11 protein-coding genes are annotated in these 15107 nt (G+C 60.8%); 4 read left to right on the forward strand and 7 right to left on the reverse strand.

All coding sequences use genetic code 11. The features are described 5' to 3' along the window. Positions 1–48 precede the first annotated feature (48 nt). Together PVE35_RS22315 and PVE35_RS22320 are read right to left on the reverse strand one after the other, a co-directional pair. Positions 49–1818 (reverse strand): sodium:solute symporter family protein, encoded by a 1770-nt coding sequence (locus PVE35_RS22315; protein ID WP_277373016.1) that lies wholly within the window; start codon positions 1816–1818, stop codon positions 49–51. Between the two features lie 6 nt (positions 1819–1824). Continuing rightward, the gene (locus PVE35_RS22320) at positions 1825–2085 is read right to left on the reverse strand and encodes a DUF4212 domain-containing protein (protein ID WP_268179270.1); all 261 of its coding nucleotides are present in this window, start codon (positions 2083–2085) and stop codon (positions 1825–1827) included. A 235-nt stretch (positions 2086–2320) separates the two neighbouring features. On the opposite strand from PVE35_RS22320, the gene PVE35_RS22325 reads away from it, so the two are divergent. After that, positions 2321–4456, forward strand: a complete 2136-nt coding sequence (locus tag PVE35_RS22325) for a TonB-dependent siderophore receptor (RefSeq protein WP_277373017.1) — start codon at positions 2321–2323, stop codon at positions 4454–4456. 109 nt (positions 4457–4565) lie between these two features. Here the strand turns inward: PVE35_RS22325 and PVE35_RS22330 are convergent, their stop codons facing one another. The 4 genes from PVE35_RS22330 to PVE35_RS22345 all read right to left on the reverse strand — a co-directional run bounded on the left by PVE35_RS22330 (position 4566) and on the right by PVE35_RS22345 (position 7828). Beyond that, entirely contained in the window at positions 4566–5354 is a 789-nt protein-coding gene (locus PVE35_RS22330; protein ID WP_277373018.1) for a hypothetical protein, read from the reverse strand. A gap of 144 nt (positions 5355–5498) precedes the next feature. Further along, on the reverse strand, positions 5499–5801 hold the full coding sequence (locus tag PVE35_RS22335; RefSeq protein WP_277373019.1) for a hypothetical protein: 303 nt from the start codon (positions 5799–5801) through the stop codon (positions 5499–5501). 48 nt (positions 5802–5849) lie between these two features. Then, positions 5850–7184 (reverse strand): cell envelope integrity protein CreD, encoded by a 1335-nt coding sequence (creD, locus tag PVE35_RS22340; RefSeq protein WP_277373020.1) that lies wholly within the window; start codon positions 7182–7184, stop codon positions 5850–5852. A gap of 179 nt (positions 7185–7363) precedes the next feature. Then, positions 7364–7828, reverse strand: coding sequence for a phage infection protein (locus PVE35_RS22345; RefSeq protein ID WP_277373021.1), 465 nt, complete (start codon positions 7826–7828; stop codon positions 7364–7366). Positions 7829–8064: 236 nt separating this feature from the next. Here PVE35_RS22345 and PVE35_RS22350 point away from each other — a divergent pair, with 236 nt between their 5' ends. Next, positions 8065–9696: a VRR-NUC domain-containing protein gene (locus tag PVE35_RS22350; RefSeq protein ID WP_277373022.1), complete on the forward strand. Its 1632-nt coding sequence runs from the start codon at positions 8065–8067 to the stop codon at positions 9694–9696. After that, positions 9693–11993 (forward strand): ATP-dependent DNA helicase, encoded by a 2301-nt coding sequence (locus tag PVE35_RS22355; protein WP_277373023.1) that lies wholly within the window; start codon positions 9693–9695, stop codon positions 11991–11993. Before PVE35_RS22350 ends, PVE35_RS22355 begins: the two co-directional genes overlap by 4 nt. 684 nt (positions 11994–12677) lie before the next feature. On the opposite strand, the gene PVE35_RS22360 is transcribed toward PVE35_RS22355, so the two are convergent. Then, the gene (locus PVE35_RS22360; RefSeq protein ID WP_277372100.1) at positions 12678–13658 is read right to left on the reverse strand and encodes an IS5 family transposase; all 981 of its coding nucleotides are present in this window, start codon (positions 13656–13658) and stop codon (positions 12678–12680) included. A 719-nt stretch (positions 13659–14377) separates the two neighbouring features. On the opposite strand from PVE35_RS22360, the gene PVE35_RS22365 reads away from it, so the two are divergent. After that, positions 14378–15106: an ATP-binding protein gene (locus PVE35_RS22365; RefSeq protein WP_277373024.1), complete on the forward strand. Its 729-nt coding sequence runs from the start codon at positions 14378–14380 to the stop codon at positions 15104–15106. Position 15107 lies beyond the last annotated feature (1 nt).

The raw sequence follows: 15107 nt of genomic DNA on the forward strand, positions 1-15107 counted from the left end.
TGCTGAAGCCCTGGCCACCCTGCTGGTGGCGTCAGGCCGGGATTATGCTCAGTGGCTCAGAGCCACGCCAGCACCTTTGGGGGTACGCACGCTTTCCACCAGATCCTGGATGTGCTGCGGCGGTGCGGCGGTTACCCGAGACACGGCGTAAGCCACGGCGAAGTTGATCAGCGCACCGACGGAGCCGAAAGAAGCCGGGGAGATGCCCATGAACCACTGATCCGGGGTGTTCGGCAGGCTGTTGGTGCCCGGGATGAAGAACCAGCCCAGGTAGGTGAAGATGTACAGCAGCGTCACCACCAGGCCAACCACCATGCCGCAGATGGCGCCCTTGTCGTTCATGCGCTTGGAGAAAATCCCCATCATCAGCACCGGGAACAGGGTTGCTGCGGCTATCCCGAAGGCCAGCGCCACCACCTGCGCGGCGAAGCCAGGCGGGTTGAGCCCCAGGTAGGTGGCCAGCAGGATCGCCGCCGCCATGGACAACCGCGCCGCGATCATCTCGTTCTTCTCGCTGATCTTCGGATTGATCAAGGTCTTGATCAGGTCATGACTGATCGCCGAGGAAATCGCCAACAACAGCCCCGCCGCAGTGGACAGCGCCGCCGCGATGGCACCTGCGGCGATCAGGCCGACCACCCAACCAGGCAGGTTGGCGATCTCCGGGTTGGCCAGCACCAGGATGTCGTTGTTGACGGTCAGCTCGTTGCCGTTCCAGCCGCGTTCCTGAGCAGTCGCGGTGAAGGCCGGGGCGGCATCGTTGTACATCTGGATGCGGCCATCGCCGTTCTTGTCTTGCCACTGGATCAGGCCGGTCTGCTCCCAGGTCTTCACCCACTCCGGACGCTCTTCGTACGCCAGCGCCGGGGCAGAAGCGCCTTGCGGATAGATGGTGGTGACCAGGTTCAGACGTGCCATGGAGGCCACGGCCGGCGCAGTAAGGTACAGCAGGGCGATGAAGATCAGCGTCCAGCCGGCGGACCAGCGAGCATCGGCCACGCGCGGTACGGTGAAGAAGCGGATGATCACGTGTGGCAGACCGGCGGTACCGATCATCAGCGACAGGGTGAACAGCACCATATTCAGCTTGTTGTCGACATCGGCGGTATAGGCCGCGAAGCCCAGCTCACGCACCACCTCATCGAGTTTCTGCAGCAGCGGCACGCCGGACTCGACATGATCACCGAACAGACCCAGCGGCGGGATCGGGTTGCCGGTCAGTTGCAGGGAGATGAAGATGGCCGGGATGGTGTAGGCGATGATCAGCACCACGTACTGCGCCACCTGGGTATAGGTGATGCCCTTCATGCCGCCGAACACGGCGTAGGCGAACACCACCGCCGCAGCGATCCAGATACCCGTGGAGTTGCTCACCTCGAGGAAGCGCGAGAAGGCCACACCGGCACCGGCCATCTGCCCGATCACGTAGGTGACGGAGATGATCACCAGGCAGATCACCGCCGTCAGGCGCGCGCCCCGGCTGTAGAAGCGATCGCCGATGAAATCCGGTACGGTGAACTTGCCGAACTTGCGCAGGTACGGCGCCAGCAGCATGGCCAGCAGCACGTAGCCACCAGTCCAGCCCATGAGGAAGGTGGAGTTGGCATAACCGCCAGCGGCAATCAGGCCGGCCATGGAGATGAAGGACGCGGCGGACATCCAGTCGGCGGCGGTGGCCATGCCGTTGGTGACCGGGTGTACCCCACCGCCCGCGACGTAGAATTCCTTGGTGGAGCCGGCGCGGGCCCAGATGGCGATACCGATATAGAGCGCAAAGGACGCCCCGACGAACAACAGGTTGATGGCGAATTGGCTCATGAGCGCTTACTCCTCGACGCCGAATTCTTTATCGAGTTTGTTCATTCGCCACGCGTAGTGAAAAATGAGCCCGATGAAGACGAGGATGGAGCCCTGCTGAGCGAACCAGAAGCCGAGATCGGCTCCGCCAACCATGATGCCCGCGAGCATGGGTCGCAGGATCATGGCGAATCCATACGAGGCCAGAGCCCAGACGATCAGGCTCAGGGTGATCAAGCGTACATTCGCCTTCCAGTACGCCGCTGCATTTGCTTTATCAGTAGTCATGGATGCCTCCGGTTATTGTTATTCTGATACACCTTCAAGCTAGCAGTAGCTGAGCAAAAGCCAATAGATAGACATTGGTATTAGCCGCTCCCTCCCCCAGCACAGCCTCCCTCGCCATGACGACACAGCGCCAGGTAGCAGCCTGACGTCGATTATCCTGATTACAATTGATAATAGTTCTTCATAACACTACTATGCCGCCCAAAATCCACCCACCTTGTCCAAGGATCTGCAAATGCGTCGCCTGGTCGTTCCGCTCCTTGCTCTCCCCGCCATTACCTGTCACTCCAGTTTCGCCGCTACAGCGGGTAGCGATGCACCACTGGCGCTGGAAGAACTGCAGATCAATGCCGCTGGCGAGCGTGCCGATGGCCCTGTGGCTGGCTACCGCGCCACCCGTTCGGCCAGCGCGACCCGTACCGACACGCCGATCCACGATATCCCTCAGTCGATCAGCGTGGTTCCGGCGCAGGTGGCCGAAGACATCGGTGCGGTACGCCTGGAAGATGCCCTCGACTACGCTGGCGGAGTGGAGCGTGGCAACAACTTTGGCGGCCAGGGCCTGACCGAATTCCTCATCCGCGGCTTCAACAGCCAGGAGTTCTACCGCAACGGTTTCGCCGTCAACCGCGGCTACCCCAACATGCCCGACGCCAATACCATCGAGCGCATCGAAGTGCTGCGTGGCCCGGCGGCCATGCTCTATGGTCGTAGCGACCCCGGCGGTACCTTCAATATCGTCACCAAGCAGCCGCAGGCCGAGCGCCGTACCGTGCTGGGCAGCCAGGTCAACACCCAGGGCCTGCGTCGCGGCACGCTGGACACCACCGGCGCGCTGGACGAGCAGGCCGCCTTCACCTATCGCCTGAACCTGGCAGCCGAAGGCGCCGACAGCTTCCGCGACGACGTCGAGAGCGAGCGCTACAGCGTCGCCCCGGTGCTGCGCTGGCAGCTCAGCGATGACACCGCCATCACCCTCGAAGGCGACTACCTGCACAACCGCCACCCGCTCGACCGTGGCGTCACCCGCTACTCCAATCAGGACGGCAAGCTGCCGCGTGATCGCTTCCTCGGCGAAAAAGCAGCCGGCAAGCTGACCAACGAGAACGCCACCACGCAACTGCGCATCGAGCACCTGCTCAACGATAGCTGGACGCTGCGCGGCGGTGTGCAGTACCTCGATGGCGAGATCTACGGCGGCGCCGTGGAGAACAACAGCAACGCCTATACCGGCTTGGTAGCAGGCAGCAGCACCGTCGGGCGCAACTACAACGAGCGCTGGCTGAACTGGAACGACGTCAACGTCCAGGCCAACGCCGAAGGCAACTTCGACCTTGCCGGCTTCGCCCATACCCTGCTGGTGGGCGTGGAGTACGACAAGTTCAACTACAACTCGCTGATCCGTCGCTCGGACGGCCTTGGCGCTTACCCCATCGACCTGTACAACCCGGTGCATGGCCAGCCGCTGCCGCCGCTGACCCGCACCACCACGCATGACGCCGAGACGCTGAAGTCCTACGCCTTCTACCTGCAGGATCAGATCGCCCTCACCGAACGTCTCAAGGCCCAGGTGGGTGCACGCATCGAGCGCTTCGAGCAAAGTTACGTGGACAAGCTCAACCCCAACGGCGACTGGGATCAGGCACATAACGCCGTGACACCGCGCTTCGGCCTGATCTATGACCTCACCGACGAGCTGGCGGTATTCGCCAACACCTCGCGCTCGTTCAAGCCCAACCGTGGCGCGGATCGCTCCGGCAATGCCTTCGACCCGGAAAAAGGCATCGCTCATGAGGTCGGCATCAAGTACGACATGTTCGACCGCGACTTCAGCCTCACCGCTGCCCTGTTCCATATCGTCAAGGAGAACGTGCTGACCAGCGACCCGCTGGACAGCACCCGCAGCATCGCGGCTGGCGAAGTGCGCAGCCGTGGTTTCGATATCAACCTGGCCGGCAACATCACCCCGCAGTGGCGCGTGATCGGCGGCTATGCCTACGTCGACGCCGAGGTCACCGAAAGCACCAGCGCCACCATGCCGGTGGGCTCACGCCTGGGCAACGTGCCGCGGCACAGCTTCAACCTGCTCGACACCTACGAGTTCGACAGCGGCAGCCTGGCCGGCCTGGGCCTGGGTGTTGGCCTCAAGTACGTCAGCGAGCGTCAGGGTCAGACCAGCAACAACACCTTCGACATGGACGGCTACAGCGTGGTCGACCTGCTGGCCTACTACCCGCTGACCGAGAACGTGCGCATCAACCTCAACCTGAACAACCTGTTCGACAAGCACTACGAAGAGCGCGCCTGGAACGTCTGGGCCTACCCGGGCGAACCGCGCACGCTGCAGGCGGGGATTTCGGTCAGCCTGTAATCACGAACGCCAGGTGAACAGGGTTCACCTGGCTTGCCACCTCGTAGCCCGGATGCAATCCGGGGAAAGCCTGTCGCGCTGTCCCCGGATTACATCCGGGCCATGAACCTTAGAGCGGGTCGGAGACCAGCTCGATTGGCAAGAGGTAGTGCTCCTCGCCATATTCGATGGGGAGTTCATAACGACGGGTGTTTTCCTCAACGACCTGGCAGTCGTCATCGATCTTGGCCATACGTCGCTCGGTACGGGTGTTCTTCAACCGCATGTCGCGATAGCCCTTGTTACCTATACGTTCGGTGATAACGACCAAGCCTCTGGTCTCCGCGAACTCTCCGGCGCAGTTGGTATCCCACTCGCCCCAGGCCTTTCTAACCGGTAACTCCCTCAACAATGGCCGCAATTGCTGAGCGTCCAACTGGTAAAGGTTGAGCAGGGTTTCATAGAAAGGGTTGGGCCGGGAACTGCCACTCCGCGATATCCGCACGCCGAAAGCGATATCCTCCTTACGCAGCCGATAAGGCGCAGTGTCGAACGCCATGTCCTCAACGTAAACCGCATCCCAATCCAACTTATCAGGCTCGACCAGACGCGCCACGAAGCGCTGCTTGGCGTTATCCAGCACCAGCACTTCCAGATCCGTCTCCCCATAGCCATCATGCTCTGCGCGAATCAACGGCATCGCCACCAGCGTGAGGTGCGGGCGCGCCGGCCATACCTTGCAGATGCTCCGTTCGGCATCCACCCGGTAGTGCCCGCGCTCGTCCTCCAGCGCCTGACCAGCCCCATGACCCGGATGGGCCGTTTCGATCCAGGTCGGCAGTTGCTGCCGACAGTCATCGGCCTGCGCCAGGCTCGCCAGCAGCAAACCGCCAAGGGCAATGAGTAGTCTCTTGTTCATCCTTGAAGCACTCCCGTTCAATGTGCCGCGAGTCTACGCCGCCAACCGACCACTGCCCATGACGGGCATCGCGAAACAACCGGGTGATACGCCGCGCCAGCAGGTGCCCGGCACGCGCCTCCTCACGCAAGCCGATATGCCCGCTCATGGCCGATACCACAGGCGCATGAAGCCCAGCGCCAGCAGCAGGCCGACCTGGCCCAGCGCGGCGCACAGCGCCAGGAAGGAATGCAACGTGCTGTTGTTGGCAGCATCGTGCAGGCCGGTCAGGCCGTTCCAGAAACCTTCCGGCAACACCGTCAGGCTCAGACTGGCCAGCGGTTTGCCGGTCAGCAGCAGACCATCGATCAGGCTGAACCAGCCGAAGAACATCAGGCCAATCAGGATCATCATCGCCACCACCAGGCCAAGGCCCAGGCACGCGGAAAACTGCATGAGAAGTCGCATGGGATCACCTCCGGAAATGGGGCGCGGCCCTTGCCGCGCCCTTGCTCATCAAGCGCTGCGGCCAACGCCATACCAGTCCAGCCTGCGGGTCAGCACCATCACGCTGCCGAGCACACCGAACACCAGCAGCGAGCCCATCAGCAGGGCGTAGTCCTCGGCGCTGAGCAGGCCGAAGAGCATCCCGTACAGTGCCGCCAGCAGCGCGGCGAAACCGAGACCACGCTGCCAGCTCTGCAGCACGAAGCTGACGTAGAAACCGATCAGGCCGACGCAGGCCCCCGCCGACAAGCCATAGGCCAGGGCGAACGGCAGGTGCTCGGAGAGCGACAACAGCAGCAGGTAGAACAGCGCCAGTGACAGGCCGACCAGGGCGTATTGCACCGGGTGTACGGCCAGGCGCTTGAGCACCTCGAAGAGAAAGAAGGTGGCGAAGGTCAGGGCGATGAACAGCAGCGCGTATTTGATCGCGCGGTCGGTCTTCAGGTACTGATCCACCGGGTCGACGAAACTCACCCCGAAGCTGCGTTGGAACAGGCCTTGGCACAGGCTCTGGCCTTCACAGCCACGCAGCGTCTCCTCGAGGTTGGTGGCGAAGAAGCTGGTCTGCCATTCGGCGGAAAAGCCCTGGGCGGTGATCTCGCGACGGCTCGGCAGGTATTCGCCGACGAAGCTCGGGTGCGGCCAGTCGGACTTCAGGCTGACATGGCTGTCGCGCCCCACCGGCACCACATTGAGCTGCTCGGTGCCCTGCAGCTTGAGATCGAAGGCAAAGTCCAGCACCTGCCCACCCTGGTTGTCCAGCGCCGGCAGCGGCGCGTGCACGCCATCGCCGAAGCGGCTGTCATGGGTGCCTGGGGCGAAACTCAGGGTCTGGCCATTGAGGCGCAGTTTGAGGTCGTTGCTGATGCCACGGATATCGCTGATACCCACCGCCAGGAAGGGCGTCCCGAAGCTGTAGAAGCCCAGGTCATCGCCCAGGCCGAACCGCGCTGGCAGGCGGAATTGACCACGGATCTGGCTATCACTGTGATACAGACGCGCCTCGTAGATGCCACGGGCGCGCAGCTCTGTGCTGACCTGGCCGTCGAGCTCGAAGCGCTCCGGCAGGAAGTAGAGTTGGCCATGTTGCTGGCGCTCCTGCGCATAGCGCTCGCCGGTCTGCTCGCGGGTCTTCCAGATATGGGTGGTCTTGACGTAAGGCAGCACCAGGATCGGCCCGGTGATCTGCTGGCGGTAGCTGGAACTGCGGGCGATGTCCTGCAGCACCTGATGGCGCAGGCCCTGGCGTTCGTCCACCAGGCCATCGATCATCAGCAAAGGGATCAGCAACAACAGCATCAGCAGGGCGATGGCGCCCAGTTTGAAACCCAGGGTACGGCTCATGGCACGGCTCTCCGTAGCGATTTAAGGTACGGCAGAGTCTGGGCAGCGACGGTGGGCGGCGTATGGGGCCAGCGTGGAGATTGTGTGGAAAGTGCGTGAACGAAAAAGGGCGCTGATTCACAGCGCCCTTTCTAACTGCAATGCGGCATCAGACGGCTCCCGCGTGATGGATGATCGAATCAGCTGATGCGGCTGGCACCCACGCGATCGGCGCCGTCTGCGGCAACACGGTTGACGCCTACACGGTCAGCGCCATCGGCAGCAACACGGTTCGGGCCAACGCGACCGGCACCGTCTTCGGCTACGCGAAAGCGCTCCAGGGTACGTTCGGCACCGCCTTCGGCGACACGATTGACACCTACACGGTCAGCGCCATCGGCGGCTACGCGGTTCGGGCCAACGCGATCAGCACCGTCTTCGGCTACGCGAAAGCGCTCCAGGGTACGTTCGGCACCGCCTTCGGCGACACGATTGACACCTACACGGTCAGCGCCATCGGCGGCTACGCGGTTCGGGCCGACGCGATCAGCACCATCTTCGGCCACGACGGGAGCGCTGGACTGCTCGACGGTGATCTGTGGCAGGGCGAAAGCACTGGCGGACAGGCTGGCAACGAAGAGGCTGGCGAGGATTTGCTTTTTCATGGTGGTTCTCCTTGAGAGGGGTGGCTAACTGGCTACGGGGCTCATGTTCCTGCACGCCTCGAAACGGCAAAAGGGACAGAACGGGATAGTGAAAATCGACGCCATCGATAACTGAAAAAGCGCTTTTCGCTCAGGCAGATAGCCGTTGATGACGAGGTTCTGGCACACGCCCCGCTTGCATTGCAGCCGCCCAGCGGCGCTGGAATCTGTATAAAAAACCAGTAACATTCCGCCCCATGCTCGCCCTCGACGCCCCCGAACTCTATTACCTGGCCAACTTCCGCAAGGCCCTCGCCTGGCTCGACGCCCATCACCGCGACCTGATGGACGACGCCGAGCGCGCCTTCCTCGCGGATTTCCCCCAGCTCCCCCTGCCCGCCCAGGCGCTGCTGGTGCGCCTGGTGATGCGCAAGGGCGTGCACTTTCGCGTGAGCAAGCTGCGCTATGCCGAGATCGGCGATATCCCGACTGCGGCAGCGCCATTGCTGGAACTGGGCTGGCTGATCGACTGTGCCGCGCTGAGCTTCGACGAGCTGGGCGCCCTGCTGCTCAAGGACGAGCTGGCCACGCATTTCGCCAACGACCTGCCGCGCAGCAACCTGAAAAAGAGCGAAGCGCTCGACCACCTGCGCGAGCTGCACAGCGAACCCCGCAGCCTGGCTGACTGGTGCCCGCATCTGCACGAGTGCCTGCTGAGCCTGGCCATAGGCCCGCTGTGCGACCGCTTGCGCCTGATGTTCTTCGGCAACCTGGCACAGGACTGGTCGGAGTTCGTGCTGGCCGACCTGGGGATATTCCGCTACGAGCAAGTGCCGATCACGCCGGGCTCGCGCGGCTTTCGCCACCGCCAGGACGTGGACGACTACCTGCACCTGCGCGCCTGTCGCGAGGCCTTCGAGGCCGGCATGGCGGTTACCGAGGTGCTGCAGCAGCTCGGTGATTTCAGCAGCGACAGCACGCATATCGGTGAGCGTCACCAGCGCCTGCTGCTGCAACTGGCGCAGCATCTGGAGCGTGCAGGCGAGCTGGACTCGGCGCTGGCGCTGTACCGCGACACCCGCGCAGTGGGCTCGCGACAACGGCAGATCCGCGTGCTGGAACGCCTGGGCCAGGATGCAGAAGCGCTGACCCTCGCCGAACAGGTGATCGCGGCGCCGCACAATGCCGAAGAAACGCAACTGGCCGAACGCGCACGCACGCGCCTGCGCAAACGCCTCGGTCTGGCCCCAACGACCAAGGCGGCGAAGCTGATCGAGGATCGCCTCGACCTGCGCCTGCCGCGCGCCGCCAGCGTCGAGCTGGCCGTGGCCATGCACCTGGCCGAACCGGATGCGCCGGTGCATTACGTGGAAAACACACTGATCTGTGGGTTGTTCGGCCTGCTCTGCTGGGAGGCGATCTTCGCCCCGCTGCCCGGCGCCTTCTTCCACCCCTTCCACATCGGCCCGGTGGATCTGCACCGCGCCGACTTCCATGCCCGGCGCAGCGAGCTGTTCGCCGCCTGCCTGGCACGCCTGGACGATGGCAGCTACATCGACGCCATGCGCCGCACCCACGCCGAGAAATTCGGCACCCAATCGCCCTTCGTGTTCTGGGAACTGCTCGATGCCGAGCGCCTGGAACAGGCCCTGATCTGCCTGCCGCCCGCGCACCTGAGTGCCTGGTTCCGCCGCCTGCTCGCGGACATCCGCGAGAACCGCGCCGGCATGCCCGACCTGATCCAGTTCTGGCCCAGCGAAGGTCGCTACCGGATGATCGAAGTGAAAGGCCCCGGCGACCGCCTGCAGGACAACCAGAAACGCTGGTTGGCCTTCTGCGCCGAGCACGACATGCCGGTCAGCGTCTGCTACGTGGAGTGGAGCGATTGAACCTGCGCGTCGCCGTGCGCGAGCTGTGCGAGTTCACCGCCAAGGAAGGTGACCTCGACCTGCGCTTCACCCCCTCGCCCACCGCGCAGGAGGGCATGGCCGGGCACGCCACGGTGGTGGCCCGGCGCGGCCCGGATTACGTTTCCGAACTGCCGCTGATCGGCCAGTTCGAGGAGCTTACGGTCAGCGGCCGCGCCGATGGCTTCGACCCCGAGTTTCGCCTGCTGGAAGAGATCAAGACCCATCGCGGCGACATCTCGCGCATCCCCGCCAACCACCGCCTGCTGCACTGGGCGCAGGTCAAGGTGTACGGCTGGCTGCTGTGCCAGGAGCTGGGGTTGGAGGAACTGGATCTGGCAGTGGTGTACTTCAACGTCATCACCCAGCAGGAAACGGTATTCCGCGAACGCCATAGCGCAGCCTCGCTGGGTGAGTTCTTCGCCCTGCATTGCCGCCGCTATATCGACTGGGCGCGGCAGGAACAGGCGCACCAGCAGGCACGCAACCAGGCGCTGGAGAGCTTGAGCTTCCCCTACGGCGAATTTCGCCATGGCCAACGGCAACTGGCCGAGGCCGTGTACCGCGCCGCCCGCGACGGCCACTACCTGCTGGCGCAGGCCACCACCGGCATTGGCAAGACTCTTGGCACCCTGTTCCCACAGCTCAAGGCCATGCCCGGCCAGCAACTCGACCGCCTGTTCTTCTTGAGCGCCAAGACGCCGGGCCGGCGCCTGGCACTGGATGCCCTGCAACGCCTGCGCGAGCCGGATACACCGCTGCGCGTGCTGGAACACGTCGCCCGCGACAAGGCCTGCGAACACCCGAGCAAAGCCTGCCATGGCGACTCCTGCCCGTTGGCCAAGGGCTTCTACGATCGCCTGCCGGCGGCGCGTAGCGCGGCACTCAAGGAACGCTGGCTGGATCAGCAGGCGGTGCGCAATATCGCCATCGCCCACGGCGTATGCCCCTACTACCTGAGCCAGGAGCTGTGCCGCTGGAGCGACGTGGTGGTGTGCGACTACAACTACTACTTCGACCTCGGCGCCCTGCTGCACAGCCTCACCCTGATCAACCAATGGCGCGTCTGCCTGCTGGTGGACGAGGCGCACAATCTGGTGGAGCGCGGACGCGGCATGTACAGCGCCGAGCTGGATCAGGCGCGCTTCAAGGCCATGTGCCGCGACGCGCCGAAGCGCCTGAAGAGCGTGCTGGAGCGGGTCGACCGCCACTGGGATCAACTGCACCGCGAACAAGAGGTGCCCTACCAGGTCTACCCGCTGGCGCCGGACTTGCTGCTGGCCGCCCTGGGCAAAGCCGTTAGCGCCATCACCGACCTGCTCACCGACCAGCCCGAAGGCAATGCCGGCGAGCTGCTCAGCTTCTATCTGGACGCCATGCTGTTCTGCCGCCTGGCGGAAAGCTTCGGCCCGCACTCGCTGTTCGACATCAGCCGCGTCGAGGCCGGCAACGGGCGCAGCTACTCGACCCTGTGCATCCGCAACATCCTCCCGGCGCCCTTCCTTGGCCCGCGCTTCGAGGACGCCCACAGCGCCACGCTGTTCTCCGCCACCCTCAGCCCCAGTCACTACTACCTCGACCTGCTCGGCCTGCCGGAAGAGACCCAGTGCCTGGACGTTGCCTCCCCCTTCAGCGCCGAACAACTGCACGTGCAGGTGGTGCGCAACCTCTCCACCCGCTACCAGCACCGCGAAGCCTCGCTGGCGCCGATCTGCCAGTTGATGGCACGCCAATACGCCGAACGTCCCGGCAACTACCTGGCCTTCTTCAGCAGCTACCAGTATCTGGAACAGGTGCTGCAGGAGCTGCGCCGCGACCACCCGCAGATTCCGGTATGGACGCAGTCACGGCAGATGGACGAAGCGGCGCGCCAGGGCTTTATCGAGCGCTTCCAGATCGGCGGGCGCGGCATCGGCTTCGCCGTGCTCGGCGGCGTGTTTGGCGAGGGAGTGGATCTACCCGGCGAACGCCTGATCGGCGCCTTCGTCGCCACCCTCGGCCTGGCCCAGCTCAACCCCATCAACGAAGAAATCCGCCAACGCATGGACACCCTGTTCGGCAATGGCTACGACTACACCTACCTCTACCCCGGTTTGCAGAAAGTGGTGCAGGCCGCTGGCCGGGTCATCCGCACGCCAGAGGATCAGGGCGTGCTCTACCTGATCGACGACCGCTTCGCCCGCCCCGAAGTCCGCCGCCTGCTGCCAACCTGGTGGCAGGTGGAGCTACTGCGTTTGCCGCACAAGACACCCACCCCCGAACCGCAACCCGACCTGTAGGAGCGGACTTATCAGCGATCATTGCCGCATGAGAGCCGTTGCCTGGGTGGAGCGAAGCCATACGGAGACGGATCAGGAGCGTCAGCACGCCACGACTGAATACGACTTGCCAGCGGTTATCCGACATGGTGTATAAACTGTGAAGCGCCCCACAATCAGGCAGTAGCCTACTAGAGAGAAGGAAGCAAAAAATTGACAAGGAAAGTTATCCCCAATAGCCAATTACGGGCTATACATAATTAATTACCCATCCAAATTCATGCTGCAGAAAACAACCAGCAATGACTATTCCTATTAGCAATCTTAGCCCTACAGATTTTGAAAATTTAATTTTCGACCTACTTCAGTCGCTCGGACTAAAAAACACTATATGGAGGACACCAGGAAGAGATGGAGGGCGCGACATACAAGGCGAATGGCACATGCAAGATCTCTCCGGCTATACAAACACCCAAGCATGGTATATAGAATGCAAGCAATATGCATCCGCAGTGGGATGGCCAATGGTATGGGAAAAAATAAGCTTTGCTGAATCTAAGGAAGGTCTGAAATAGGCCGCTATTTCTGGCCGACTTCGGCCACTGCCGATTTTGAAAGAGTCCATCTGATCGAAAATGCTCAGATAACCCGCTTGTTTCTCCGTTTCTGACCTCCGCAATCAACCTGCGGAGGCCATTTTCCACATTACAGACGCACCTCTCCTGCACCCACCAACAAATATCGGCGTGCCATCCACAGGTTCGACAGAGCGAATAACGTCACCATCTGGACGGTGTTCTTCGCCAAGCCACGAAACCGCACCTTGGTGTAACCAAACTGGCGTTTGATCACCCGGAACGGGTGCTCAACCTTCGAGCGGGTCTGCGCTTTGGCTTTCTCGAGGCTGCGGTATGCCTTGTACAGTGCACTTTTCTTGCCGTGCTTTTCGTACGTGCTGCGCCGAGCCGCGATCTGCCAGATGACCTGGCGCCCCTCATGCTCCTCGCGCTTCTCGACGCCCGTATAACCGGCGTCAGCCGCCACCATGTTCTCTTCGCCATGCAGCAGCTTGTCCACCTGGGTGACGTCCGCAACATTGGCGGCTGTGACATGGACGTGGTGCACCAACCCCGACTCCACATCGACCCCGATATGTGCCTTGGCACCGAAGTAGTACTGGTTGCCTTTCTTGGTCTGGTGCATGTCGGGATCGCGTTTGCCTTCCTTGTTCTTGGTCGAACTGGGTGCATGAATCAGCGTGGCATCGACGATGGTGCCTTGACGCAAGGACAGGCCACGGTCGCCCAGGTAGCCATTGATGACACCGAGAATGCCGACAGCCAGGTCATGCTTCTCCAGCAGTCGACGGAAATTGAGGATGGTCGTTTCGTCCGGGATACGCTCCAGGCTCAAGCCTGCGAATTGGCGCAGAATGGTCGTTTCATACAGGGCCTCTTCCATTGCAGGATCGCTGTAGCCGAACCAGTTCTGCATCAGGTGTACCCGCAGCATAGCCATCAACGGGTAGGCCGGCCGACCGCCTTCACCTTTGGGATAATGCGGCTCGATCAGTGCCACCAACCCCTTCCAGGGCACAACCTGATCCATCTCGATCAGGAACAGCTCCTTGCGGGTCTGCTTACGTTTACCGGCGTATTCGGCGTCGGCGAAAGTCATTTGCTTCATTGAGAAACTCGGGCAACGGGATTGGCCTATTTCACCAGAAACGGGAGGTCTTCTTCAGACTTTCCCTAACGGCGCAGATGTACTGTTATTTGCAGTCTCCTCATCCCTTTCCCCACAGGCCATAGACGAAGTAAATAAATGGAACACTAGAAACAAACATCTCACGATTCGCTTCTGGAATGGTTTTGACATCACCAACAAGCTAAAGTCATTCCCATTAATCTCTATCAAATTCGGATTAGCCGCCGACCCACGAAAGGAACTAGGGAGCGCGCTACTACCCTCTATAAATCTACTGCTCAAATATTCAATTTCCGCGCACTCTGCAGAAGTCTTCAATACGCCCAACTCCAGCAAGCATGAAGTTCTATATGCCCTCGCTGAATTAATCTCCGCTCGAGTCTCTGAGTTTGAATCAAAAGGACAGTTCTTAACTGCATCATTCAGGAGCTCACACGACGGATTTGACTGGCTTGAAAATTCGGAAACGTTAGAGTCAAGCGGCGCAGATAGATATGCGACCAGAGCAATAGCAACATATATCAAAGACTTCCTAAAGACCGAACAAATAAAAACGCTCTACGACAAACCCAACATACACTTTTTGATAAGCAAGGAATTCCCAGAAAATGTCTTCAGCGACCTGCAGCAAATCGCACTACTATCCAACCTTGAAATAACACAGTCAAACCATAAGCTAACTATCAGAGTGCGCCAGCATGAATAACGTAAAAACAGATGCAACCATGCACTTAATAGCCAACATCACGCACCAAGCAATTAACCCGATAGGCGGAGTAATTGGCACCCTCGACAACATAATTGATGGAACAATCTCTCCAGAACGCAGAGACCAACGACTAAGAAGCGCAAGAGCGCAGCTAGAATACACAGTATCACTAATAAGAAATCTAGCTTTTTTTGCCGAGTACGGCGGAGAAATCAGCTCAGAGAAGAGAAGCCTCATAAAAACAACCGTCATACCTCAAAACCTAATTGAGGCCGCCATGTTTTTCCAAGAACAAGGAAAAAGCAAAGGACTTACCTTTGAGGTAAAAGAGCGCCAAACGCAAAACTCCGTAAAAGGCGACCCAGATTTAATGCGCCAAGTATTCATGAATATTTTTGATAATTTCGTAAAATACGGCACCAATGGCGCTACCATAGAAATTCGACACTGGATACAAAAGAAGACAGGAGACCTTATCATTGAAATGGAAGGAGCAAGCACTCCTTTTGATGCGGAAGAAGATATTTTTGCGCTTGGAGTTCGCGGAAAAAACGCAGAAACGGCAACGTCATCTGGTTCAGGACTAGGACTGCACATATGCAAGCTTATCATTGAAAAATTATTCAAAGGCAAAATTTCCGCATCATACGCCGCAATTAGAAAGACAGCAAAATTTGAAATCAGGATTCCTGGCGGTTTTATTTCGGAGAGATCTTAAC

The organism is Pseudomonas sp. AA-38 (genome assembly GCF_029457475.1).
GTDB lineage: Bacteria > Pseudomonadota > Gammaproteobacteria > Pseudomonadales > Pseudomonadaceae > Aquipseudomonas.

Coding starts and splice junctions, on each gene's coding strand:
- PVE35_RS22315 (WP_277373016.1), bottom strand. CDS start 1,818: ATGAGCCAATTCGCCATCAACCTGTTGTTCGTCGGGGCGTCCTTTGCG.
- PVE35_RS22320 (WP_268179270.1), bottom strand. CDS start 2,085: ATGACTACTGATAAAGCAAATGCAGCGGCGTACTGGAAGGCGAATGTA.
- PVE35_RS22325 (WP_277373017.1), top strand. CDS start 2,321: ATGCGTCGCCTGGTCGTTCCGCTCCTTGCTCTCCCCGCCATTACCTGT.
- PVE35_RS22330 (WP_277373018.1), bottom strand. CDS start 5,354: ATGAACAAGAGACTACTCATTGCCCTTGGCGGTTTGCTGCTGGCGAGC.
- PVE35_RS22335 (WP_277373019.1), bottom strand. CDS start 5,801: ATGCGACTTCTCATGCAGTTTTCCGCGTGCCTGGGCCTTGGCCTGGTG.
- creD (WP_277373020.1), bottom strand. CDS start 7,184: ATGAGCCGTACCCTGGGTTTCAAACTGGGCGCCATCGCCCTGCTGATG.
- PVE35_RS22345 (WP_277373021.1), bottom strand. CDS start 7,828: ATGAAAAAGCAAATCCTCGCCAGCCTCTTCGTTGCCAGCCTGTCCGCC.
- PVE35_RS22350 (WP_277373022.1), top strand. CDS start 8,065: ATGCTCGCCCTCGACGCCCCCGAACTCTATTACCTGGCCAACTTCCGC.
- PVE35_RS22360 (WP_277372100.1), bottom strand. CDS start 13,658: ATGAAGCAAATGACTTTCGCCGACGCCGAATACGCCGGTAAACGTAAG.
- PVE35_RS22365 (WP_277373024.1), top strand. CDS start 14,378: ATGAATAACGTAAAAACAGATGCAACCATGCACTTAATAGCCAACATC.